This is a genomic window from Mesorhizobium sp. WSM4816 (assembly GCF_055811535.1).
In genome coordinates this window covers 117,275-141,716 of sequence record NZ_JBVVQR010000002.1, presented here as the reverse complement: position 1 = coordinate 141,716, position 24,442 = coordinate 117,275, and the positions used below count along the sequence as shown (strand labels likewise).

22 protein-coding genes, 1 pseudogene and 1 riboswitch are annotated in these 24,442 nt (G+C 62.3%); of the genes and pseudogenes, 6 read left to right on the top strand and 17 right to left on the bottom strand.

The annotated features are described in order from the left end of the window. Positions 1–33 precede the first annotated feature (33 nt). Positions 34–157: pseudogene (locus tag AC0L3H_RS02795) on the top strand (esterase); the annotation flags it as partial. A 6-nt stretch (positions 158–163) separates the two neighbouring features. Continuing rightward, positions 164–1,294 carry an anhydro-N-acetylmuramic acid kinase gene (locus AC0L3H_RS02790; RefSeq protein WP_473584608.1) on the top strand — a complete coding sequence of 377 codons (1,131 nt, stop codon included), beginning with the start codon at positions 164–166 and terminating at the stop codon, positions 1,292–1,294. Here the strand turns inward: AC0L3H_RS02790 and AC0L3H_RS02785 are convergent, their stop codons facing one another. Both AC0L3H_RS02785 and AC0L3H_RS02780 read right to left on the bottom strand, forming a co-directional pair. Then, entirely contained in the window at positions 1,295–1,720 is a 426-nt protein-coding gene (locus AC0L3H_RS02785) for a GNAT family N-acetyltransferase (protein WP_473584428.1), read from the bottom strand. A gap of 125 nt (positions 1,721–1,845) precedes the next feature. Further along, positions 1,846–3,024 (bottom strand): MFS transporter, encoded by a 1,179-nt coding sequence (locus AC0L3H_RS02780; protein WP_473584427.1) that lies wholly within the window; start codon positions 3,022–3,024, stop codon positions 1,846–1,848. Between the two features lie 48 nt (positions 3,025–3,072). On the opposite strand from AC0L3H_RS02780, the gene AC0L3H_RS02775 reads away from it, so the two are divergent. Next, positions 3,073–3,612 (top strand): Lrp/AsnC family transcriptional regulator, encoded by a 540-nt coding sequence (locus tag AC0L3H_RS02775; RefSeq protein WP_287298671.1) that lies wholly within the window; start codon positions 3,073–3,075, stop codon positions 3,610–3,612. Positions 3,613–3,622: 10 nt separating this feature from the next. Here the strand turns inward: AC0L3H_RS02775 and AC0L3H_RS02770 are convergent, their stop codons facing one another. The 6 genes from AC0L3H_RS02770 to AC0L3H_RS02745 form a co-directional block, all read right to left on the bottom strand. Beyond that, positions 3,623–4,453 (bottom strand): GNAT family N-acetyltransferase, encoded by an 831-nt coding sequence (locus AC0L3H_RS02770; protein ID WP_473584426.1) that lies wholly within the window; start codon positions 4,451–4,453, stop codon positions 3,623–3,625. A gap of 4 nt (positions 4,454–4,457) precedes the next feature. Beyond that, positions 4,458–5,243, bottom strand: coding sequence for an aspartate/glutamate racemase family protein (locus tag AC0L3H_RS02765; protein ID WP_473584425.1), 786 nt, complete (start codon positions 5,241–5,243; stop codon positions 4,458–4,460). Further along, positions 5,215–6,033 (bottom strand): ABC transporter permease, encoded by an 819-nt coding sequence (locus AC0L3H_RS02760; protein ID WP_023800164.1) that lies wholly within the window; start codon positions 6,031–6,033, stop codon positions 5,215–5,217. Before AC0L3H_RS02760 ends, AC0L3H_RS02765 begins: the two co-directional genes overlap by 29 nt. A 4-nt stretch (positions 6,034–6,037) precedes the next feature. Then, positions 6,038–6,943, bottom strand: coding sequence for an ABC transporter permease (locus AC0L3H_RS02755; RefSeq protein WP_473584424.1), 906 nt, complete (start codon positions 6,941–6,943; stop codon positions 6,038–6,040). A 255-nt stretch (positions 6,944–7,198) separates the two neighbouring features. Then, positions 7,199–8,488 carry an ABC transporter substrate-binding protein gene (locus AC0L3H_RS02750; protein ID WP_473584423.1) on the bottom strand — a complete coding sequence of 430 codons (1,290 nt, stop codon included), beginning with the start codon at positions 8,486–8,488 and terminating at the stop codon, positions 7,199–7,201. 33 nt (positions 8,489–8,521) lie between these two features. After that, positions 8,522–9,610, bottom strand: coding sequence for an ABC transporter ATP-binding protein (locus AC0L3H_RS02745; RefSeq protein WP_473520556.1), 1,089 nt, complete (start codon positions 9,608–9,610; stop codon positions 8,522–8,524). A 261-nt stretch (positions 9,611–9,871) separates the two neighbouring features. Here AC0L3H_RS02745 and AC0L3H_RS02740 point away from each other — a divergent pair, with 261 nt between their 5' ends. Continuing rightward, positions 9,872–10,579, top strand: coding sequence for a GntR family transcriptional regulator (locus AC0L3H_RS02740; protein WP_473584422.1), 708 nt, complete (start codon positions 9,872–9,874; stop codon positions 10,577–10,579). A gap of 158 nt (positions 10,580–10,737) precedes the next feature. On the opposite strand, the gene AC0L3H_RS02735 is transcribed toward AC0L3H_RS02740, so the two are convergent. From AC0L3H_RS02735 to AC0L3H_RS02710, 6 genes are all read right to left on the bottom strand, one after another. Beyond that, complete coding sequence (locus AC0L3H_RS02735) at positions 10,738–11,313, bottom strand: HupE/UreJ family protein (RefSeq protein WP_473584421.1); 576 nt, start codon at positions 11,311–11,313, stop codon at positions 10,738–10,740. A gap of 82 nt (positions 11,314–11,395) precedes the next feature. After that, complete coding sequence (locus tag AC0L3H_RS02730; protein ID WP_473584420.1) at positions 11,396–11,929, bottom strand: hypothetical protein; 534 nt, start codon at positions 11,927–11,929, stop codon at positions 11,396–11,398. A 2-nt stretch (positions 11,930–11,931) separates the two neighbouring features. Next, positions 11,932–13,140, bottom strand: a complete 1,209-nt coding sequence (locus AC0L3H_RS02725) for an agmatinase family protein (protein ID WP_077381532.1) — start codon at positions 13,138–13,140, stop codon at positions 11,932–11,934. 12 nt (positions 13,141–13,152) lie between these two features. Further along, a complete protein-coding gene (locus AC0L3H_RS02720; protein WP_473584419.1) occupies positions 13,153–13,962 on the bottom strand; it encodes an ATP-binding cassette domain-containing protein in 810 nt (269 codons plus the stop codon). Next, complete coding sequence (locus tag AC0L3H_RS02715; RefSeq protein ID WP_473494071.1) at positions 13,959–14,771, bottom strand: ABC transporter permease; 813 nt, start codon at positions 14,769–14,771, stop codon at positions 13,959–13,961. The genes AC0L3H_RS02720 and AC0L3H_RS02715 overlap by 4 nt, the downstream gene beginning before the upstream one ends. Before the next feature lie 105 nt (positions 14,772–14,876). Then, entirely contained in the window at positions 14,877–15,941 is a 1,065-nt protein-coding gene (locus AC0L3H_RS02710) for a putative urea ABC transporter substrate-binding protein (RefSeq protein WP_473584418.1), read from the bottom strand. 99 nt (positions 15,942–16,040) lie between these two features. Then, positions 16,041–16,155: riboswitch (guanidine-I (ykkC/yxkD leader) on the bottom strand. Between the two features lie 537 nt (positions 16,156–16,692). Here AC0L3H_RS02710 and AC0L3H_RS02705 point away from each other — a divergent pair. Next, a complete protein-coding gene (locus AC0L3H_RS02705) occupies positions 16,693–18,921 on the top strand; it encodes a serine hydrolase (protein ID WP_473584417.1) in 2,229 nt (742 codons plus the stop codon). A gap of 96 nt (positions 18,922–19,017) precedes the next feature. Continuing rightward, positions 19,018–20,733 carry a ShlB/FhaC/HecB family hemolysin secretion/activation protein gene (locus AC0L3H_RS02700; protein ID WP_473493152.1) on the top strand — a complete coding sequence of 572 codons (1,716 nt, stop codon included), beginning with the start codon at positions 19,018–19,020 and terminating at the stop codon, positions 20,731–20,733. Between the two features lie 38 nt (positions 20,734–20,771). On the opposite strand, the gene ampH (AC0L3H_RS02695) is transcribed toward AC0L3H_RS02700, so the two are convergent. Genes ampH (AC0L3H_RS02695) through AC0L3H_RS02685 form a run of 3 tightly spaced genes read right to left on the bottom strand, consistent with a single transcriptional unit; the run spans position 20,772 to position 24,225 of the window. Beyond that, positions 20,772–21,926, bottom strand: a complete 1,155-nt coding sequence (gene ampH / locus AC0L3H_RS02695; protein ID WP_473584416.1) for a D-alanyl-D-alanine-carboxypeptidase/endopeptidase AmpH — start codon at positions 21,924–21,926, stop codon at positions 20,772–20,774. Positions 21,927–21,946: 20 nt separating this feature from the next. Beyond that, entirely contained in the window at positions 21,947–23,095 is a 1,149-nt protein-coding gene (ampH, locus tag AC0L3H_RS02690) for a D-alanyl-D-alanine-carboxypeptidase/endopeptidase AmpH (RefSeq protein WP_473584415.1), read from the bottom strand. A 17-nt stretch (positions 23,096–23,112) separates the two neighbouring features. After that, entirely contained in the window at positions 23,113–24,225 is a 1,113-nt protein-coding gene (locus AC0L3H_RS02685) for a M23 family metallopeptidase (RefSeq protein ID WP_473584414.1), read from the bottom strand. Positions 24,226–24,442 lie beyond the last annotated feature (217 nt).

Below are 24,442 nucleotides of genomic sequence, written 5' to 3'. Positions count from 1 at the left end.
CCCTGGATACCGGTATACCAGTATACAGGGCGGATCGACTTCGACAAAGGCAGGGCGTGGGACCTTGCTCACCAAACGGATCCATCCGACACATCATTTCGACAGCGGGATTATCGAGATTCGCCCATCGGTCGGCGATCGCGTCAACGGAGCCTAACAAATGATGATTGCGAAAAGTGGCGAACCAATCTGGGCCGTCGGGCTGATGACCGGCACCGTGCTGGACGGCAATATCGATGTTGCGCTGATCAAGACCGACGGCGAGCGGATCGCGGATTTCGGCACCTATACGCTGGCGCCTTACCCCGGCTCGATCCGGACGCTGCTGGAGGAGACGCTGGATCAGGCCAGGGCGTGGAATTTTGCCGGACCGGAGCCGGCGATCTTTCGCGAAGCTGAACAAGCGCTGACGCGCGCCCAATCAGCGGCCGTCAGGGACCTGGTCGAAAGCTACGGGCTGACGATGGCCGATATCGGCGTCGTCGGCTTCCATGGCCAGACCGTGCTGCATCGCGCCCCGCAATCCGGCCGGCTCGGCCAGACCCGCCAGCTCGGCGATGGGGCGTTGATGCATGCAATCCTGGGGACCAAGGTCGCCTATGACTTCCGTTCGGCCGACATGCGCGCCGGCGGGCAAGGGGCGCCGCTGTCGGCCGCCTATCACGCCGCGCTGCTGCGCGACGCCGATATCAGCGGCGACACCGCGGTTCTCAATCTCGGCGGCGTCGCCAACATCACCTGGTGGGACGGCAAGGACAATGTCGTCGCTTTCGACACCGGACCGGCCAATGCGCCGCTGAACGATTTCATCAAGGCGAAAGGGCTGGGCGAAATGGACCGCGACGGCGCGCTGGCGCGGACCGGCACCGTCGACGAAGACCGGCTGGCCAAGCTCCTGCAGCATCCCTACCTGGCCAAGCCCTATCCAAAGTCGCTTGACCGGTTCGATTTCGGCGCAGCCATGGCGGACGGGATGAACGCTGAGGATGGCGCCGCACTGCTGACGGCCTTCACCGCTGCGGCCGCCGGCAAGGCGCTCGACCTCCTGCCGCACCGGCCGAAGCGGCTGGTGGTCAGCGGCGGCGGCCGCCACAACCCGACGATCATGGCCATGCTCGCCAGCCGCGCTGGTGTCGAAGCGGTGCCGGCGGAGGCGCTCGGCTGGAAGGGTGACGCGGTCGAGGCGGAGTGCTTTGCCTTCCTGGCGGTTCGCGTGCTCAGGGGCCTGCCGATCAGTTTTCCGACCACCACCGGTGTGCCACAGCCGATGCGCGGCGGACGCCTTGCCGGCTGATCAAGCCAGCAGTTTCTTCTGCAGGAAGACGCGGCTGCGACCGGCGGGAAAATCGGGAAGCACGCCGAACAGCCGATACCCCTGACGCTCATAGGCCTTGGCCGCCCGGGGATTGAAGGTGTCGATCAAGGCGCCATGACAGCCGCGTGCGACGGCCTCCTGTTCGGCTGCGTCCAGCATCCTGCCGGCCATGCGCCGGCCGCGCAGCCGCTCATCAACCCACAGCCACTGCACATAGAGCCAGCCCCAGGCGGTGTATCCCGAGATGCCGCCGACAACCGCACGGTGCTCGTCGCGCAGGAACACGGCGAGCACCTTCCTGTTGGCCGGACCGACTTCGCTGTCGTTGAACGCGCTGAGCCGCTCCCCGAGGAAAGCGAGTTCTTTCGGCGAAGGGTCGGCGGTGGTTTCAAGCGTCATGTTCATCGCTTGTCCAGACAGGCTCACAGCCGGATACCGGTATACAGCGCTTCCGGACCCGTGGCACTTTCATTTGCATTTATCGAAGGAAAGGACGGGAGCGCAAGCTCTGCCGCCGCGTGGCTCCGCGACTACACGGGCCGCGGCGAATGCCACGCCGCCGCCGCAGCGGCAACCAGCATGAGCAGCGCGGCGACCATTGCCGATGCCGCAAAGCCGAAGCTGGAATAGAGCGGACCGAAGGCGGTAGTGCCGACAAACACCGCGAGATAGGTCACTGCGCTGTTCAGGCCCATGATCGTGCCGCGCCGCGCCGGATCGAGCGCCGAGAGGCGCATCACCAGGACGTTCAGCCCGAAATGATTGGCAAGACCCCAGAGCGCGACCATCGCGATGGTCAGATGGAAACTACTGCCTGCCGCGGCGAGCGCGACGTAGACGGCCGCGACGAGGAGATAGGCGAACGGCATGACGCGTCGCGCGCCAAGTCGATCGATCACGCCGTCAAGCAGTGCCGCCATGCCGAAGCCGGCGCCATAGGCGAGCGCCGCCAAGCCGTTGGCGCTGACCGGCCGTCCCAAGCCGTTGTGAAGGTGATCGCCAAGATAGCCATAGACGCCGTAGAAGGCGGTCATGAAGGCGCCGCAGGCGACCAGGAGCGGCACTATGCCGGGAACGGCCAAGGCGCCGAGCGGCGTCGGCGCCGGGCCGCTTTTCCTGACGTCGCTCAACGATGTCAGCGTAAGGCCGGTTAACGCGAGCGCCGCAAGCACCGCAACCGCTGCGAAAACGGCGCGCCAATGGACGAGGTCGGCAAGCACCGCCGACAATGAGACGCCGGCGACCATGCTCAGGGTCCATCCGGTCAGCACGACGCCGATGGTTCCGCTTTCGCGGCCAGGCGGCGCGATCGCCGCGGCGCTGGCATAGATTGCCGGCATGGCGATACCGGCGGCGATGCCCGCCACAAGCTGGGCCGTAACCAGCATCGTTACCGTCGGCGCGGCGGCGCTGGCGAGAAGCGCGACCGCCAGCAGCAGCAACGCCCCTTGCAGCATGCGGCGGGCGCCAAGCCGATCGATATGGCGGGCCAGGAACAAGGCGCTTGCCGACGTGCCAAGCCCGAACGCAGCGGACGCGATCATGACGGCCGGCACGCTCGTCGCAAACGACGCGGCCACCGCCGGCGCTATCGGACCGAGAACCAGCGAGTTCGAGCCGATCACCGCGATGCATCCGGTCAAGAGATAGGCGAGCGCCGGGATAGGCGGCCTTCCCGTCAATGTTGCGACTTGATCACTGTTCGACATATGCCGATAATCGCCGTATTAAATTCTGTATCAATAAGGAATTTCACCATGGATGAAGAAACAGATGGCATTCCGCAGAACAGGCCTGCTGCCCGCGATGTTGACGCGATTGACCGAAAAATATTAGGCGTTCTGGTCGACGACGCCACGGTCAGCTATGCCGAACTCGGTGATCGTGTCGGCCTGTCGCCGCCGGCCGCGCATGAACGGGTGAAGCGGCTTCGGCGCAGCGGCGCCATTCGCAACACCGCGGCGATCATCGATCCCAAGGCGGTGCGCAAGCCGCTGCTTGCCTTCGTGCACATCGACACCAAGGGCTGGGGAAAAACCCCCGAACTGATGGCGATCTCCGAGCATCCCGAAGTCGAGGAGATCCATTCGGTGGCCGGCGACACATGCATGCTGATCAAGGTCCGCACCGAGGACACACGGGCGCTCGAAGGCCTGCTGTCGCGGCTTTACGAAACGCCTGGCGTGACCTCGACGCGAAGCTATGTGGTTCTGTCGACCTATCTCGAGCGGCCGGTGCAGCCCGGGATCACGACCGAATGGCCAGCGCCCCGGCACATGGCCAAGCCGCTGTATTAGGGCCGTCCGGTCAACCAAGCTCCAGGGTCGTGATCGCAAAGACACCCGACTGCGTGAGCTGCGGCGCTTTTCCCCTGTACATTCGAGCCGTCTCGAAGCCGGGTTGAAGGCTGGCGGACGTCAGCCGAGCTGCAAATTGTCCGCTGGTCTCGGGAACGTCGAGATGGATGTTTCCAGGTCCGGAAGCGTTGGCGAGTGCCGCGAACAGGCGGCTTGCCGCGTCCAGGCTGTTGGCAAAAAGCGGCCCGATCTTGCAGCCGTCCCGGCAGCGGCGGGCGACGCCGTATCCCTCGATGGCGCCATCCCTGACGATCGCCAGCGCGATGTGCGGCGGGCGGAGCCAGTGTTCCAGGAAGGATCGCCGCGGAGCGGGAAAGAACCGGTTGTCGTAGACCAGGATATCGGCTTCCGGGCCTATGACGCAAATGTCGCTGTCGGCTTCTGCCGGAGCGTTCGGCGATCCGACGAACTGGATTGTCCGGTAGACCGGCGCAAAACCCATGCTGCGGTAATTGGCCTGCTGTTCGACGACACCATCGAGGCCGACCGTACGGTCGCCGAGCCGCGCCATGCCGGCATCCCAGACCGCCTTGCCATGGCCCTCACCGCGCCTGTCCGGCCGACAGATGTAGAGACCGATGAAGCCGAAATCGTCGCCATAGGCGACGGCCGAAATACCGGCCACCATCTCGCCATCGACAAAGGCGCCGATGAAGCCCTCTGGATCCGCCGCATGGAACGCCACGGCATCGCCAACACCGGGATTCCAGCCCTCCGCTGCCGCCCAGTCGACAAGGATTTTTACGTCTTCAAGTGCGAGCGTTCTGATCGTTCGGCGCATTGCCTCACTCGGTGGCTACGGTACCGGGGGCGAAGGACTTCAATGCGCCAAGATAGGGCTTTGCCAGCGGGTTTGCATAGGCGCCACGCTTGGACGTCGACAGGCCAAGCGCGATCAGTGCCTCGGCCTGCTTGACCCCGGCGCCGACGCCGTCGATGACCGGAACGCCGAACTCCCGCCGCAGCGCGGCGGCGAGATCGGCCATGCCGGCACAGCCAAGCACGATGGCCTCGGCGCGATCCTCGTCGAGCGCGCGCGCGATCTCGCCGCGCAGCTTCAGGATCGCATCGGAGGTTGGGTCTTCGAGCGCAAGAACCGGAATGTCGGCAGCGCGCACGCGTGCCCGTCCTGCCATGCCATAGCGCTGCACCAGCGCTTCGACCGGCACGCGCGAGCGCTCGGTCGTGGTGACGACGGTGAAGCGCTGGGCGATGAACGAGGCCGTGCTGAGCGCTGCCTCGCAGATGCCGATGACCGGAATGTTGGCCATGGCGCGCGCCGCATCGAGGCCGGTGTCGTCGAAACAGGCGACGATCGCGGCCTGCGCGCCCGAGCGTTCGCCGTCGGCGATCTCGACCAGCAAGCCCGGCACGGCCAGCGCCTCGTCGTAGTAGCCTTCGATCGAAACCGGACCCATCGTCGAGGTGACGGCGACGATGTCCGTTCCGGCGGCGGCGACGAGCCGCGCCGCCGCTGCAATGGTTTCGGTCATGCTGGCGGTGGTGTTCGGATTGACGACGAGGATCTGCACTGCGGTTCTCTCAAGCTCGCGGCCGACGGCCGCCGACATAGGCGATTGCGCCGAGCGTCGCCAAAATCACCAGGAAGGAAAATACCGTGGTCACGGTGCCCAGCGCATAGAGCACCGGCGTCGTCACATTCGTCGTCATGCCGTAGATTTCGAGCGGCAGCGTGTTGAACGTGCCCGAGGTCATCAGGGTGCGGGCGAACTCGTCATAGGACAGGGTGAAACCGAACAGGCCGACACCGATCAGGCTGGGCGCGATCATCGGCAGCACGACATGCGCGAAGGTCTGCCAGGAGGTCGCGCCCAAGTCCCGCGCGGCTTCCTCATAGGCCGGCGAAAACCGGTTGAAGACCGCGAACATGATCAGCACGCCGAAAGGCAAGGTCCAGGTCAGATGGGCACCAAAAGCAGAGGTGTACCAGGCGGGACGAAAGCCGATCTGCTGGAAGACGACGCCGATGCCGAGCGAGATGATGATCGACGGCACGACCAGGCTGGCGACTGCCAGATAGAACAATGCGGTGGCGCCGCGAAATTTTTGCCGGAAGGCCAGACCGGCAAGCAGCGACACGCCGACGGTGACGATCATCACCATCAGGCCAAGGATGAAGGAGCGCTTGAAGCTGCCGCCGAAATCGCCGACCGCCTGGCGTTCGAACAGATTGGCGAACCAGTGCAGCGAAACGCCGTTCAGCGGAAAGGTCAGCCCGCCATTCTCGCCCTGGAAGGACAGGATCAGGATCGCCGAGAGCGGGCCGTAGAGAAACAGCACGAAAAGGGCGAAGAAGGCGGCCAGCACGTAGAATTCAAGGGTGCGCTTGTCCCGGCTCATCGCCTCACAGCTCCTTGCGGATGTCGACGATGCGCAGGATGCCGGCAACCATCAGCAGCACCAGCACCAGCAGCACGACCGCGTTGGCGGCCGCTGCCGGATATTGCAGCAGCGACATCTGGTTCTTCATCATCAGCGCGACGGATGCGCTCTGTCCGCCGGACATCACCTGCACCGTCGAAAAGTCGGCCATCACCAGCGTGACGACGAAGATGGTGCCGATTGCCATGCCGGGCTTGGCAAGCGGGATGACGACGTTCCACAACACCTGCCAGCCGGACGCGCCGGCATCACGCGCCGCCTCGATCAGCGACTTGTCGATGCGCATCAGCGTGTTGAAGATCGGCGTCACCATGAACAGCGTGTAGAGATGCACCATGGCCAGCACCACGGCGAATTCGGAATAGAGCAGCCATTCGATCGGCTTCGGGATCAGCCCGATCTCAACCAGCGTCGAGTTGACCAGGCCGTTGCGGCCAAGCACCGGAATCCACGAAATCATGCGGATGATGTTGGAGGTCAGGAACGGCACCGTGCAGACCAGGAACAGCACCATCTGCATGGCGGTGGTCCTGATATGGAAGGCGAGGAAATAGGCGACCCAGAAGCCGATGAACAGCGTCAGCGCCCAGACGATACCAGCGTATTTCAGCGTGTTCAGATAGGTTTTCCAGGTGACCCACGAGCCGAGCGTGTCGGCGTAGTTGATGGTCAGGAAATCCGGATACATCGCCGCAAAATCGTAGTCCCAGAAGGAGACCACGGCGATCATCAGGATCGGCAGCAAAAGGAACGCGCCGAGGATCAGCGCCAGCGGCGCCGCCTGGAGGTAGGGGACGAGGCGGGCGACCGAGACGCGGCGGCGCCTGGGTTTGGCGGCGGCTACAGGCTGGTCGAGAGCCACAGTCATGTGAAACGCTTTCGGGACGATGTGGCGAAAGAGCAATTTGCCAGGTTGTGATCCTTCGCGCCCGCCTCTGTCCTGCCGGACATCTCCCCCACTTGGGGGGAGATCGGCCGTCGCCGCCGCTTTCGCCAATCTCCAACATCGCAAGAAGAGGGGCCAACAGCGAAGCTGCCAATCTCCCCTCAAGTGGGGGAGATGTCCGGCAGGACCGAGGGGGGCGCCAAGGAACGCAACATCTCAGTTATTGCCTGCCTTGCACTACGCCGCGATGAATTCGTTCCAGCGCCTCACCATGTAGCGGTCCTCGTCCATGACCGAGTTCCAGCAGGCGACCTTGCCCATGCGCTCGACGAAGGAGCCGCCGTCGCGCACCGCGCCTGCCTTCTCCATGATCTTGCTGTCCGGCGCCATGATATCGCCCTTGGCCGGCTTGCCGTCGACCCAGTAGCCCCATTCGTCCTCGGACATGAACTGCTTGGCCGTATCCATGGCGGCCGAGTAGTAGCCCTGGCGGTTGAGGTAGGCGCCGACCCAGCCGGAGAGGTACCAGTTGATGTATTCGTAGGCGGCGTCGAGTTCGGCGCCCTTGAGGTGCGCCGCCAGGCCAAGGCCGCCGCCCCACGAGCGATAGCCTTCCTTGAGCGGCTGGTACTTGCAGGCGATTCCCTTGGAGCGCACCGCAGCGACGGCCGGCGACCACATCGACTGGATGACCACTTCGCCCGAAGCCATCAAATTAACGCTCTCGTCGAACGATTTCCAGAAGGCACGGAACTGGCCGTCCTGCTTGGCCTTGATCAGGAAGTCGATCGTCTTGTCGATCTCCTCCTTGGTCATGTTGCCCTTGTCGGCATATTTGACGTTGCCCATGGCTTCCATGATCATCGCCGCATCCATGATGCCGATCGACGGGATGTTGAGAATGGCGGCCTTGCCCTTGAAGGCCGGATCCATGATGTCGGCCCAGGTGGTGATGTCGCGGCCGACAAGGTCGGGGCGGATGCCGAGCGTATCGGCGTTGTAGATGGTCGGAACCATCGTCATCCACTGCGTCGGCTGCTTGGCGAAGGTCTTGGCGTCCTGCGCCTCGACGAAGCCGACGGTATGCGGCGCGGTGCCTTGGGCGATGACGCTGTCGGGCGTCAGCTTGCCGGTGATGAACAGCGGCACGATTTTGTCGTAATATTTCAGCTTCTTGACATCCATCGGCTGCATCACGCCGGACGGATAGACCTTCTTGGCGATCCAGTATTCGATGTCGGCGATGTCGTAGCTGTCCGGCTGGGTCACCGCGCGCTGGGCGGCGGCGTCGGAATCGGTCGCAGTCATTTCCAGCGTGATGCCGAGGTCGGCCTTGCACTTATCGGCAATGGCGTTGAGGTTCGACACGCCGGTGCCGAACTGGCGCAGGGTGATCGGGTTCTGCGCCCAGATCGTCGGAAACCCTGATATGGCACCCGAACCGGCGGCAAGACCGACGGCGGCAGCACCGGTCTTGAGCAGCGAGCGGCGGGAAATTCCTGTCTTGTTGTCGGTGGTGTTGGTCATGTCAGTTCCCCTGTTTTGATTGGTGGTTCTGGTTCAGGAATCGAGACGGCCAAGGACAATCGCGTCCTCGGCGTCCCAGGCGATCGGCACCGCGTCACCGACGGCGACCGGCTTGGCGAAGAAGCTGGTGTCGTCGACGATGACGGTAAAATCCTCGATGCCGGCGCCATTGACCGAGAGTTTTACGGTCGAGCCGCGGTATTCGACGTTGGAAGCGATGCCGGTGAAGCCGAGCCCGGTGGCCAGTGGGTCGCCGATCCGCACATGGTCGGTGCGAATGGCGATATCGATCGGCTCGCCGATCGCCCTGCCCTGGCCGCTGGCCGCAAGCGAGGCCCCGCCCGGCACATCGAAGACAACCATGCCGTCGCGGCTGCCGCTGACGCGGCCGGAGACGACGTTGTGATCGCCCATGAAGCGGGCGACGAACGCGGTGGCCGGCCGCTCGAAGACGATGCGCGGATGCGCCGCCTGCTCGATACGGCCGTCATTCATGACCACGATCAGGTCGGCGAGCGCCATCGCTTCCTCCTGGCTGTGGGTGACGTGGACGAAAGTGATGCCGAGCGACGTCTGCAGCTTCTTCAGTTCCGCCCGCATGCGGATCTTCAGGAATGGATCGAGTGCCGATAGCGGCTCGTCGAGCAGCAGCGCTTCGGGGTCGGTGATCAGCGCGCGGGCCAGAGCGACGCGTTGCTGCTGTCCGCCCGAAAGCTGCGCCGGGCGGCGGCCGGCGTAGCCCTCCATCTGCATCAGCTTCAGCATATCGAGCGCCCTGGCGCGGCGCTCTTCCTTGCCGACGCCCTTCATCTTGAGGCTGAACGCAACATTGTCGATCAGGTCGAGATGCGGAAACAGCGCGTAGGACTGGAACATCATGGCGGTGCCGCGCCTGGCCGGCGGCAGGTCGGTGACCACCGTGTTGCCGAGACGCACGTCGCCGCTCGATATGCTTTCGTGGCCGGCAATCATGCGCAGCGTCGAGGTCTTGCCGCAGCCGGACGGCCCGAGCAGGCAGCAATAGGTTCCCGCGGGGATTTTCAAGCTGATGTCTTCGACGGCAGTCGTTGCGCCATAGATCTTTGAAACGGACACGATGTCGATTTCGGCGGCTTTGGACATCCGGCTTCCTCTCTAAATCAACTTAAGCAAAGCATCATGCATGCCAGTTGCCCCAGATCGGCCTCAAACGATTGATTCCTTGGGAAAATCAGAATTGCCTCCGGCTGCCCCTCGAAACGGCATGGCTGAGAATGCACAAATTATAGGCGATCGCCAGCGATTCTCGCAAAAATCGTATGCAATCTTTTTTCGGCATCGTATTCACTTTGTCCCTCGTGCAAGCGACCCGATTCAGGGTAGAAAGGTGCAGGGACGACCATCATGAATATAGCCGACCAGACTTTCCCTGCTGCTGCCAACGAGGATCGCGCCCAGGCGATCCGCGACCAGCTGCGCGACGCGATCGTCGACCGCCGGCTGGCGCCCGGAACCAAGCTGTCGGAAGGCGAGGTCGGCACTTTATTCGATGTCAGCCGCACCGTGGCGCGCGCGGCGCTGCAGATGCTCTCCTTCGAAGGGCTGGTGCGGACCGAGCGCAATCGTGGCGCCTTCGTCGCCAACCCGTCGCCGGAGGAAGCGCGTCAGGTCTTTGCTTCGCGCCGGCTGATCGAGCCCGGCATAGCGATTGCCGCAGCCGGGCGGATGACGCCGGACCATGTCGCTGCCTTCAAGGCGCAGCTCGATGAAGAGGGCCGGTTCATTGCCGAACGCGGACCAAATGCAAGACGCTCGGAAATCAAGGCTTCGGGCGATTTTCACCTGCTGCTGGCTTCGGTTGCCGGAAACGCCATCCTCCAGCGCTTCATGGAAGAACTGGTGGCGCGGTCATCGCTGGTGATCGCGCTCTACGGCCGCTCGGGCGTCTCGAGCTGCGGCCATAGCGAACACATGAATATCCTGGAGGCGCTGGAAAATGGCAATTCCGAACGCGCCAGCGCCCTGATGCTGCACCACATCGACCATATCGAGGCCGACCTCGATCTGCGTGTCAGGAGCGGTCCGGCGCTCAGGCAGGCGCTCGAGTTCTGACGCTCATTTCGACCGGAGGGACGCGAATACCGCGCCCCTCAAAGCCGTTGGGCTCGGACCTTCAGGATCTGGTACAGCAAATCGCGGATGCGCCGCAGCCTCATCGACCATTTCTGGCTCATTTGCTTTCCAGTTCTGTTCGCCGACTGCCTTACGTCTCAAAAAGCTTGGGCCGCCATGGCCATTCCAACCAGCGAGGTGGCGATTCCAGCGGTGCGGACCGTTGTCGGCCAACGAGCCAGCTTGACAGCGGACAGAATGCCGATTGCATGCAGCATCGACGTGGCGAGCATGAAGCCAGCGGCGTAGGCGATGCCGCCGGCGCTCTCGGGACTCTCAAGGCCGTGGGCGTTGCCGTGGAAGAGGCCGAACAGGGCCGCCAGTGCCGCCGCGGCGGCCAGCGGCAGCGGCCTGGCGAGGCCCACCATGGCGCCGAAGACCACGAGCGACAGCGCGATGCCCGTTTCAAGCGAAGGCAGGCCGATGCCGGCCATGCCGAGCAAGGCCCCTGCGACCATGGCCGAGACGAAGAACAGCGGCACTAGGACAATACTGGGCCCGCCGGCACGGGCGCCGATCATGCCGACTGCAACCATTGCGAGCAGATGATCCATGCCGAACAGCGGATGTTCGAGGCCGGCGAAAAAGCCGTGGACGTGAGCGCCGCCGCTATGGGCAAACGCCAGTGACGGCGTGAGGGCAGCGAGAGCTGAAAGGGTGCCAAATCTTGCCATTGTTTTCATGCTTGCCATTGTTTTCATGCTTGCAAATGTTTTCATGGTTGTACCTGCTCGATGAGAGTGACGGGTTTTGGTTTCAGTGCCCGGGAACGGCGAATTGTGAAGCGGCGGAACGATCTGCAAGGGCGCGCGCCGCGGCAAACCCGAGCGGCTTTTGCTCAGCGCCATCGTGATAGATGAAAGCGAGGCGGCGGCGGTGCGATGTCAGGCGCGCCGGCAGCGGGTGATAGGCGATGCCGGTGCCGCCGACGAGCGGCATGACCGCGCCGACGTCGACCAGGTCCTCGGTCTCGACGCGCAAGAGATGAAGCCGCACGCCGTCCGTCGTTTCGCCGACAAAGGGTATGCCGGCCAGACGCAGAAAGCTGGATGGGTCCGGCGCCCGCGCAAAGCCTTCGAGGAAGGCGGTTTCGACAAGGTCGAGGTCGACCGATGCGGGATCAACCGGCAACTCGTGAGCCTGGTCCGGCAGATGCGGCGTCTGCCATTGCAGCGGCTTGCCAGCGGGCCCGTTGTGGCCGGGGGCGTGCGGATGGTCATGATGACCGTTCGGCCCGTGATGATGGTGGCCGTCGCCATGGCCATGACTGTGGTGATGATCGTCGTGCATGGTCAAAAACTCACCGGTTTGTCGATGATCGATTTGTGCTTGCCGAGATTGCCGTGGGCGACCATCGAGCCGAGCGCTTCGACGACGACACGCACGCCGAACAGCGCGGTGATGTCCGACGTGTCGTAGGGCGGCGAGACCTCGACCACTTCCAGCCCGCAAATTCCAGGCGCCGTCACCAGCCCAAGCAGCTTGAGCGCCTCGCGCGGCAGGAAGCCGCCCGGCTCAGGCCAGCCGGTGCCGGGTACGAAACCGCAATCGAGGCTGTCGACGTCGAAAGAGATGTAGACGGCGTCGGTGTCCTTCCATGCGAGTTCGAGCGCGATTTCCGCCGCCTTCTCGAGGCCCATCTGCTCAATGTCGGCAATGGTCAGCACGTTGGTGCCGCGTTTTCTCGCCTCGGCGACGCCGTAGCGGGGAACCTGCCAGCCGCCGATGCCGAGCTGCACGAGATTGGTCGCCGAGACGTTCGGCAGGTTGGTCGCCCAGTACCAAGGCGTGGTGTGCATGCGCTCGTCGAGATCCTTTTCCTGGATGTCGATATGGCGGTCGAAATGGATGATGCCGATGCGCTTCGAGGTCACGTCGGCGATGCCGCGCACGCAAGGGAAACCGATCGAGTGGTCGCCGCCCAGCATGATCGGCAGCGCGCCGGACGAAGCGACATGGCTGACGCCCTTGGTGATCTGGTCGAAGCTCTTTTCGAGGTTGGCGGGAATGGTGAAGACGTCGCCGGCGTCGCACAGCGTCATCTGCTCGCGCAAATCGACGCCGAGCTCGTAATTGTACGGCGTATAGAGCGCCGAGATGCGGCGAATGCCTTGCGGCCCGAAGCGGGTTCCCGGCCGGTAGGTGGTGCCGCTGTCGAAAGGAATGCCGATGACGGCAGCATCATATTTGCCGACATCGCGGACGTTCTCGACATAGGGCGCCTTGAGAAAGGTGTTGATGCCGGCGAAATGCGGCAGCTCGCCGCGCGCGAATGTCGGGATCGACTTGTCGACGATCGACTCCGACCCTGGCAGGCCCATGTCGAGCGCCCATTGCTGCTCTTTGCGCCAGCCGCTTTCCGGCAGCTTGCCCTCGGCCTCGATCGATTTCCAGCCCTGCGTGCCGCGGGCGTCGAAATCGGGGTGGTGAAAACGCTCCCTGGCCGCCCGGGCGACGAGCCCTGCCCGGCGGTGGCTGCGTTCGGGGATATTTCTGGACATTCAAACTCTCCGTTACGACGCCGTCGTCGCCATTGCTGTATCCGGCCGGGTCGTCCCGACCATCGCGGCCACCTTGGCCAAGTGATGAGAGGAAGCCCGGGTCTTGCGATCGAGCCTCAGATCGTAGGTGATCGTCGCGCCGTAAGCCGACGGGAACTGCGGATCGTGGCGCACCTTGTCGAAAACCAGCACGCGGGTGCCGAGCTTGAAGGCCTCGCCGATATCGTGGGTGACCATCACCACCGTCATGCCATGCTCGGTCCACAGCTCGGTCAGCAGGTCGTGCATCTCGACGCGGATGCCGGGATCGAGCGCACCGAACGGCTCGTCGAGAAGCAGGATCTGCGGACGGCCAAGCAAGGTCTGCGCAATCGCCAGCCGCTGCTGCATGCCGCCGGAGAGCGATGCCGGATAGAGGTCGCGCGCATGGGCAAGGCCAACCCGCGCCAGCATGGCCTCGGCCTGTTGCCTGGCGTTTCTGCGCCTGGCGCCGAAGACGCGGCCAAACGGCCCGCCCGAGCGAAAGTCTTCGACCAGCAGCAGGTTCTGCATGGCGGTCAGATGCGGAAACACCGAATAGCGCTGAAAGACGATGCCGCGCTGCGGCGTCGGCTCGGGCACGATCGGGCCATCGCCGACGATGACGACGCCGCTGCTCTGCTGCTCCTGGCCGAGCAGGATGCGCAGGAACGTCGATTTTCCGCAGCCGCTGGCACCGACCAGCGACAGGAATTCGCCGGCCTCGGCGGTGACGTTGACCCGCTCGAGCACGCGGGCATCGCCATAGTTCTTTTCCAGCCCGTGAACGACGATGCGGCTCATCTGGCCTCCACCGGATGCGCCCAAGGGGAGATTGCCCGCGACAGCCGCACCAGCAGCCAGTCGGTGATGACGGCAAGCAGCGTGATCCAGGCGACATAAGGCAGGATGACGTCCATCGAGAGATAGCGGCGGACGAGGAAGATGCGGTAACCCAGCCCTTCGGTCGAGGCGATGGCTTCGGCGGCGATCAGGAACAGCCAGGCCGGCCCGAGCGCCAGCCGCACGCAAGTGATGAGGCGCGGCATGATCTGCGGCAGCACCAGCCGCAAGACCGTGGTCCAGCTGTTGCCGCCAAGCGTTTGCGCCTTGGCCACCAGTTCTGGTGGCAACTCCATCACCCGGTTGGCGATGTCGCGCACCATCACCGGCGCGACGCCGACGGCGATCAGCGTGATCTTGGCCGTTTCGCCGAGGCCGAGCGCGATGAACAGGATCGGCAGCAGCGCCAGCGGAGGGATGACGCAAACGACGGTGACGAAGGGCAGCAGGAACGCCCGCACCCGCGGGATGAAGCCGATGGCAATGCCGAGCGAAAGCGCGGCGACCGTGGCAACGCCCACGCCCGCGAACAGCCTGAGGAGACTGGCATAGGTGTCGACCCAAAGGATGAGGTCGCCCGAGCGCTTGTCCGGCACCGTGGCAAGGTCAAGAAAGGCCGACCACATCTGTACCGGCGAAGGCAGCAGCTTGTCGCTGGGATTGACCGTCAGTCGTTGCGCCGAAGCGAAGAGATAGGCGATTGCCACGAACAGGAACGGCAAGCCGCCGAGGAACAAGGCGCCGCCGCGCGAAACCTTCGCATTGATCATGCGAAGGCGCACCCTCGGCTTTGGCCGGGAAGGACGCTTAATGCCCTCCCCGCCCGTCGCGGAGGCTTCATCCCTGGCACTCATTCCCCTGGCCAGCATGTCGGGTCAGGGCGTTGCGGTTGCCGCCTCGGCCATGAACGCTGGATCGAAACGCAGCTTGACGTTGTTGGCGTCGCCCAGCGTCGATCCATCGGCAAAACTCATGCCGACGACGTCGACACTCGTCGCATTGGTGCCGAGAATGCCGTGGCTGAACAGGAAGTTGCGGACAAGATCCATTGTCTTCGGCAATTCGCTGCCGTTGGTGAACTCGACCGCCTTGGCGGGGTCGAAGAACATTGCCGTCGAGGCAAGCTGCGCGTCGAAGCCGGCGAGGTCGGTGCCGGACGCCTTGGCCATCTCCTCCTTGGCTGCCTTGCCTTCCGGCGTGTCGGAGGTCATCAGGTCCATCACCTCGTACCACGCGCCGACAAGCGCCTTGCCCAATGCCGGATTGTCCTTCAGCGTCTCGGTGTTGACGACCATCATGTCGATGATCTCGCCGGGAATCTGCGACGAATCGAAAACTTTTTTCGCACCTGGCATGGCGACGATCTCGGAAACCAGCGGGTTCCAGGTAACGACCGAGGTGACGTCGCTGGTGCCATAGGCGGCGACCATGTCGGCGTCGGAGGTGTTGACGACGGTGATGTCCTTCTCGGCGAGCTTGACCGTGTCCAGCGCCCGCGCCAGCAGGTAATGCGAGACGGAGAGCTCGACGAGATTGACCTTCTGGCCGGCAATGTCGGCGAGCGTTGCCTTGTCCTTGAGGATCACCGCATCATTACCATTGGAGAAGTCGCCGATGATCAAGGCGGTGGTGTCGACGCCGCCGCCTGCGGGGATCGACAGCGCGTCCATGTTGGTCATCGAACAGCCGTCGAAACCGCCGGCGGTGTACTGGTTGATGCTTTCGACATAGTCGTTGATGCGGGTGATCTCGACATTGATGCCGTTTTTGTCGGCCCATTTCTTCATGATGCCGCTATCGGAGAGATAGCCCCACGGCATCCAGCCGACATAGATCGACCAGCATATCTTGAAGTCTTTCTTGGGCGCCGCGCCGGCGGCGGAAACGATGGGAAGGCTGAGTGATGCGGCTAGGATGATTGCGGCCAGCTTGCGAAGCATTGCGTACCCCTGTTCGCGATCCGGATTGCGACCGGACTTGATGTTGGGATTTGCGAGCGCGCATCCGGGAGAGGTTCGCGCCAGCAAACCCGTGCAGGGTTCTCCCGGGATTTTGGCCCGCCGTGTTCCGCCGGATGCCTCAGTGCATCCCTGGCGGTCGCATCTCTTGGACCAGCACCGTTTTTTTGCGGCCGGAACCCTAGACGCTCTGCACACCACCAACGAAGCAAGGAGCATGCCAACGCCGAACAGGCCAAAAAGGCCGGCATTTGCGGACAGTGCGGCTTCGAGCACTCGCATTAGTGACGCAAAAATCATCGCATCGCCGACGGATTGGGCAGTTTGCCTGAGCGCTCGTGGTCAAAATCTGACGCTTGGTTCCGGGGCCGTTAGCCCGCTCAGGGAAGGAGACCTAACTCACCAGCTCTCCGACGGCGCGTGTGGGCCAGGAGCGGTCCTTCAAGCCGCTGTTATGGAACGACCTGTGTGGGGCTGGGAGCGGACTGGCGGCTTTCAAGTCAATTATTCAGAAGCGGACTGTTGCCGCCCTGGTATTGACGTTGTCCGACAGCAGGCCGCCGACTTCGGGCGTTGCGATGGGGTTAGTTTTCGCGAACAAGACTTGCGTCTGTCGGCGACGTCGAGGCCTGCCTGACATCGCTGCAGCCTGTATATCGAACCCTGCTTCCGTTACGCACTCATCAAGTGATATTGAAGATGGTGCACAAGACTTCGCCATAGGTCAGACGACATGTCGAACATCGAGGAATTGACCAGCGTCCGGCGAAGTCGCCAAACGGTCGGCCATTATCTCAAGCTGAGTGCGTACTGCTCGGCTGCCATTCTCTTTGCATCGCTATGTGGTCCGACCTACGCTTTTGAGAGCCTGGAGCAAGCTAGCGCAACGGATTATTTGAGTTGCGGGTCCTCTGGCAATCGTTCCGCACCGAGCGAAGGAGCCAGCAAGCCCCAACCGAACCCAAAACGACAACCCGCCGGCCCCATATTCAGGCAGAGCCTACGCAACGCTCCTGATCGCAGAGTTGCGCTTCTACAGAGCGTGCTGGCGGATAAGGCAGTTTATGCATCTGTGATCGATGGCTTGTTCGGCTCGCAAACAGTGAGCGCGGTGAAGTCCTTTCAGGCCAATAGTGGGATGCCTGTCGACGGCATAGTTGGCATTGAGACAGGCAAAGCGATGGGGTTGCCGTTTTGGGACGCCAGTCACACTCGCAAGCTAACTCCTCCATTTCGTGATTCTGCGAAATATCCTGACGATATAGAATTCAGGTTCAGGAGCCTGATCGGGATTGGCAATTTCTTCAGCAGCGTGCCAGACGCCCGCTACAGTTCGTCCGATACGCTCACTCGACGGGCGCTTCGAACAAACAATCCCGGCGCCATCAACATCTCGAGATGGCAGCGAGATAGCATGAAAGGGTATGTGGGTTGCACGCTGCCCGACAGGTACGGCAACCAGACCGCCGTTTACGAGGCTCCTGAGTTTGGGGTAGCCGCTTGGGGCTTTCTTCTTCGCAAAATCTATTTCGGGGGCAAGAAGGACAAGGTCACCATTGGCGCCATCGTAGACAAGTACCGCGGCGACAATCCTCGTGATGCGTATATTGACGGCTACAAAAAATATTCAGGCGGCAAATTGGCGGAAAGCTATGAAATCGACTTATATGACAACCGGCAACTGGCCTTGCTGGCAATCGCCGCATACTCACACGAATTCGGCTCCTGGTACCCTCTCACGGGAAAGCAGCTTCTGGCAGGCTTTTCCATTACCGATGAATACATCGACTCTGGCGTTAACGACGAGGTCATCGTGGCGCCGGAGGAAATGGATCCCGGCCGATATATAAAGCATTCCGATCCCGAACGCCCCGCACCCACGCCCCCTCCGCCGGCCGCGCGGTCAGCCACAACCGATGCAGCGGTGCGACACGGCCTGCAGCAGCTAGTCGAGACTGAGGGTGGGCCGCCAGGTGCGATAGCAACTCTTTACCGCGACGGCCGCCTAACCGTACTCAGTGCGGGCCGCGCCAATGTGTCCTCGGATGTAGCGCCAGCGGTCAATCAATACATGCGTATCGCCAGCGTCTCAAAAGCCTTCAACGGGGCCATTGCCCTGCATCTCGTCCAGACTGGCCGGATCGGCCTCGACGAGACTATCGGCCAACATTTGCCCGGGCTGCCGGCGGCATGGTCCGCGATCACGCTTCGGCACATGCTAAACCACACCAGCGGGTTACCTGATTACCTGCGATCCGACGGCTTGGCCAAGCAAGTGGCGACAGATCCCCAAGGCTACGTCGAGCCGAGAAAGATCATCGACTGGGTCCGCAACGATCCGCTCGAGTTTGCCCCCGGTTCTAAGTATGCCTACTCAAACACCGACAATATCGTGGTTGGGCTGATTGCCGAAGAAGTGACCTCCAAACCTTACGAGGCACTGTTGCAAGAGATGATATTTGGTCCTGCCAACCTCGCGCAAACTAGCTTCCCGACAACGGAAATCGCGCTGCCGACGCCCTACATCCACGGCTACGCCGTTGAGCCCGGATCCCAGCCAGAGGACGTGACCAACTTTGTCAGCCCCAGCGGCGCGTGGGCATCTGGTGCGATCGTGTCGACTCCTGAAAACTTGTCCACGTTCATACGGGCTGACCTTGCGCTGAAGTTTTTCGGCGCTGCCGAGCAGCAGGAGCAGATGCAGTTCATATCAGGAGATTCCAGCCCGCCCGGACCAGGGACGAATGAGGCTGGCCTAGGACTGTTCCGCTACACCACGCCGTGCGGCGTCGTGTACGGCCATACTGGCAACTTCCCGGGCTATACGCAGTGGGCCGCGTCCAACGCCGACGGTACGCGCTCGGTCACTACCACGCTGAACGCTGCCGAGCCCACAGGCGCCTTGATTGAGCACTTGAGGGAGGTTCAGGCTCAGGCTGTCTGCGCGTTACTCGGCCATTGACGGTATTTTTTGCCAGTGACGGACCCGCGGCATACTGCTAAACCAATTCAGAGTTACCGCTGATTTCCCTGCCACGATAGTTCAGCGAGTTTTGACATGCCTGGTCGCAAGGCGCTGTCCCGATGGTCCGACGCAGTGCGTTGCCTATCGATTTGTCTTGCGATCAGTGCCTTCATTGTCGGGCCCAGCCTTAGCCAAACAATTCCCGAGCAGATCGACTCGGTGATCTCGGATCAGAACGAGACTATCCGACGCTATTCCGCACCGAGGAAGCCTGGAACGATCGACCTTTCGGTCCCCGACGCGCGCAAGACTACGCCACCCGAACAAGCCGAACGAATATTATTCACCTTGAGGTCGGTAACGGTTCGCGGCGCCGTGACGGTGCCGGCGTCACAGTTGCAGCAAGCGTGGGCCTACCAGTTGAGCAAAAGGATAAGCCTTGGCGACCTCTACGCCATTGCCGAACGGATCGACGAAATCTACCAAAAGGCGGGATATTTTTCGTGGGCGGTTGTTCCTGAGCAAGACTTTTCATCGGGCAACGTCGTCATCGTCCTCTACGAATCCTACGTACGCCAGGTCATCATCGACAGCGCCGTGCCTGATATTGAACGGCGTTTAAAACCTTACATCGATCGCATCGTCGCCATGCGGCCCATCCGGATCAAGGAAGCCGAGCGGGTACTCCTTCTGATGAGCGATCTTGGCGGCCTTACCATCGAAGGCACGTTCATTCGTCCTGAGACGCCTTCGGCCGGCGGCGCCTTAAAACTCGAGGTTGGGTTCACGCGGACTGGCGCGAACGTCATTGTCGACAATCTTGGTAGCGATGCCGTTGGTCCTTATCAGGTGTCTGGCACCGGCACACTAAACGATGCGTTGAGGCTTTTCGACGTGGCAAACATCGTTGGGGTGACCATTCCAGACACTCCGGATGAATTAAGGTTCGTGCTGGGTTCGCTCGATGTTCCGATTGGGTATGACGGACTGCATTTCGGATACAGCCTAGGCTACGTTTCATCCCAGCCCGGCGCCGACCTCGCACCGCTTGATCTCGATATAGCCTCTACGTTCGGCAGCGCGTATGCCAATTACCCGCTGCTGCGGACAATCGAACACAGCTTGTTTGGCCGCCTCGAATTGAACTTCAAGAACAACTCGCTGGCTGCGGGCGGTGAAACGCAAACCGACGAGGACCTCCGATGGCTGGCCGCGTCCCTTAAGTATGTCGGTGAGTTGGAAAATGGCGCCGTCACACTAACCGGTATTTTCGGTCAGGGCCTCGACGGCCTTGGGGCGAGCAGCAGTACTGATCCGCTTGCGCCGCGTCCAGGCGTCCCTGACGACTACAGGTTTTTCCGAGCCGACCTCGACCTCACCACGGAAATCGCCTCACTGGCGGTCGCCCACTTCCGAGTAGCGGCGCAATACGCGCCGACCGCTGTGCCGTCGTCGGTCCAGTTCGTGCTCGGCGGCGATCCTTATGGCCTGGCTTTCGATGGTTCGGCGGCGTCAGGCGACAGCGGCATAGCAGCGTCGCTGGAACTGGGACGAAATATCGAACTCCCGGAAACCTTGCCGATCTCGAACCTGAATGTGTTTGCATTCGTCGACTATGGGGCGGTTTGGAACCACGATATCGGCGTGGAATATACCGAGGCTGAGCTAGGATCGGCCGGCATCGGTGCGAGGGCTGCCTTCGGGCAGCACCTGAATGGTAGGGCGCTCGTTGCCATACCGTTCGAAGATAACCAAGGTCTGACCGATACCGGCACCCGCTTCCTATTCCAGTTGATCGGCTCGTATTAAGCTCGCGGCGCCTACCGACATTCGGCTTTCTTCCAGCATCATCTGGGCGCGAGTTGCGCGATGAGATCGTTGGCTGCCTCGACCATCCCGTTAAACCCGCTGATGCTAAACTGGTTGATGGAGACGAAGACGCCAACACTACGCGTCGGCGCAATCACCACATAGCTGAACTGACCTTGCAGGCCACCGGACTTATTGAGCATCAACGGCTTGTCGTCATTGGGCAGCAAACCGACCCAGCCTAGGGTCATCATGCCCATCGGCCCTCCATCATCCAGGCCACTGACCGGCGACAAGCCGTCGCGCCAGAGCCAGCCGGCATGGTTGATGGTTCGCCATGTGTCGTCGGCGGTGCCCTGGTCGAGGTGCCAGGCCATCCATTTCTGCATGTCGGCGGCGGAGCTGTAGAGCCCTCCGGCACAGCCGATCGTTTCCGGTGTAGGCACCAACGGCATAGGAGCGCCGTCGAAGAAATGGCCCTGCATGGTCCGCGATTTGTCACTTTCTTCGAGGTTAAGTTTGGTATCGGTCATGCCGCGCGGAACGAGCACCCGATCAGCAAGAAGCTGCCCGTAGGACTTGCCTCCCGCATTGGAGAGCGCAAGGCCGAGCAGGTCGTATCCCCAGTTGGAATAGAGGGCGCCAGTGCCCGGTGGAAAAAGGTAGGGACTGTCCTTTGCAAGCCCGGTCCTGCTGAGCTCGTAGGTGTTACCCGTAAATGGATTGTCCGGAGTTCCACCGGTCTGGTTCGGCACTTCGCGCGGCAGCCCGGATGCCTGGGTGACGAGGTCAACGAGCCGGAGCGTACGGCCCTCGAATTCCGGGACGGTCCAGCCTTTGTCCAGATGAACGGCAAGTGGGTCGGTAATGCCCAACGTTCCGTCCTCAACCATTCCACTCATGAGATCGCCGCAGAAGGCCTTCGAAATCGATCCGATCCGCATCAGCGTATGTTCGTCTGGCGTCTTGCCCGAACCCTTGCTGATTTCGCCGAAGCCGGCGAAGGCCGTTTCGCCCTTGCGAACGGCGGCGATGACAAGACCCGGTGCGCCGGAGCCGAGAAACGCGAAGACGCCGGTGAAGCCAACGGCTTCCTCCAATAGGCGATCCTCGGCGTCTGCCTGAGGAACCGCGAAGAGACAACCAGCCATGGCGGAGGAGATGAGGAAACGCCTGTAGCTGGAACCGGTCATCTCGAAGCCCTCAATGAAAGTCAGCGCGGTGCGAGTTGGTATATCAGTTCGTTCGCCTGCTTCACCATTGAAGCAAAGCCCCCTGCGCTGAACTGGTTGATCGCCACAAAGACGGCAATGCGGCGCGTCGGGGCGATGGCTACATAGGTGAACATGCCCTGCCGGCCCCCGGATTTGTGGAGGATCAACGGATGATCGCCGTCGGCTTCGATCATCACCCAGCCCAATCCCATCGCATCCATCGGCGCCCCACCGTCGTCGAGCCCCAGCACCGGCGAGAGCCCGTCCCTCCGGACCAGGCTGGCGTGGTCGATGATCCGGCGTGCATCATCCTCAGGACCGCCTTGAGCCAGATGCCAGGCGATCCATTTCAGCATGTCGTTGGGCGTCGTGTAGAGTCCCGATGCGCATTCCATCGTCACCGGCGTCGGTACGAACGGAAGCGGGGTGCCATCGAAATTATGGCCCTGCATCAGCCTCTTCTCATCGCCCGGGCGGGGATTGAAAACGGTATCCACCATGCCGCGCGGGCGCAAAACCCGTTCCTCCAATACGGCGGCATAGGGCTTGCCGGTTGCGCCGGCGATCGCCAATCCGAGGAGATCGAAGCCGAAGTTCGAATAGAGCGCACCGGTCCCGGGCGCAAAAAGAAACGGGTCGCCTTTCAGCGCCTCGATCATAGCCTTATGGGTATGTCCGGCATAGGGATTGGCTGGCGTGCCACCGGTCTGCGACATCTCTCGGGGCAGGCCGGATGTCTGGCTGGCGGCGTCGATGATCCGCAGCCTCCGGCCGTCCTTTTCTGGCACGATAAACCCATCAGGCAGGTGCGACTGAACCGCGTCCCCCAGGCCAATTTCTCCCTTTGCAACCAAACTGGCGAGAACGTCCCCACAGACAGCTTTCGAGATGGATGCGACTCGCATCATCGTGTCGGCAGTAGGCACGATGCCTGACCCACGAGCGGTTTCGCCGAAACCGGCAAAGGCAGTCTCACCGTTCCGAACGGCAGCAATCACAAGACCGGGCGCACCTGAACCGATGAAAGCGAAAGTACCGGCGAATCCGACCGATTCGTCCAGCAGCGGATCGGCAGTAGCAGGAGTTGCACAGGCAACAGAAGCAGCCGCGAGCAGGAGGCGGAAGGAGATCATGCGGGTTGTGGTCATGGGTATCGCGCTCTGCGCTATTGCGGCCAGGTAACGACGGAGAGGTCAAGCGGCAGCACATTTTTTAGCTGTTGAGGAGGCGAGCGCGGCGTCAGCGTCAGTGGCGACCCCGTCGCTTCCGCCTTGTCGAAATCCTCTGTGCCGGCTTCGTCGACCGCAGTGATGGTAAAGCGATCGAAGACGTAGGGAAGGCCATCCGAAGCCAGCGGAGAGGCGTTGTCCATGACATGCAGGTGCAAATGCGGCGCCTGGCTGTTGCCGGTGTTGCCAACCTCGCCGAGTTGGTCGCCACGCCGTACTTTGTCGCCCAGCTTCACCTTAACACCGCCCGGCCGCATGTGTGCGTAATTGACGAACAGACCTGAGCCAATGTCGAGCACGACGAAATTGCCGTCGGCCTCATCAATCGGCAGGTTCGGAGGCAGCGCACCGGGGACCTGGTCCTGCAAATCGTTGCGAGTCCCGACTACCGTGCCGTCGGCAACCGCGAGGATCGGGTTGCCGTAGATGTGGTAGTTGGCCGGCACTTTGAGGTCGCCCACAACCAGCGTATTCTTGTCGTCGAGCTGCTCCCAGTCGATCGCGAATCGCTGGGCAAGATGGAACTTGCCGTCGAGCGACAGCAGCGCCCGGACGTGGCGGATGGAATCACAGCAGCCGTCGGCGGCGACGTAGCCGTTGCCGCGCAACGGAGGTCCGAGTATCACGGGAGCCGTAGCGACAACGGTAGCCTCGCCTAGTGTCAGAGTCATCTCAGCGCCTATGACTGCGAAATGCGCAGTCACCTCGTGGGTGATGCGAGCCGGGACCGCCGCCCCCTCAGCCAAGGCAACGTGCATAAAAATGACAGCGAACTGATACGCCGTCAGTTCGCGGGTTTCGTTGCCGCGGCTCGCCCCCGGCGTGACGCGGCTGGCCAGTTCATCAGGGCCGAGTTCTGCAAGCTTTGCCCCGCTGTCAGCATCGATGACTGCGAGCCTCTCGAAACGGGCATCACCGCCGGTGACATTGGTCACCGCGACTTCGTAAACTATGTGACGCTTGCCGTCCGAGCCAGGAACTACGTGCGGAGCAGCGATGATCTCGGCGACGAGTGGCGTGAGTTTCGGATTGTTGCCGGCGGCGTACACGGCAGATGCAAGCGTTACCGACAAAAGCACAAGGGTCGAAAGGAGCCAGATCAGACACCGCATCTCGAACGCGCCTCCTCTGCACACGCTTACGTTGCCGCATGAAGCTACGACAAGAAGGGCTCATAGCCAAGGTGGTTCGTGGCACAAGCGGGCCGCCGAAACTGGAGGGCAAACGGTGCCTAAAGCAGCTGAACAGCTTGGCCTGTCATACGAC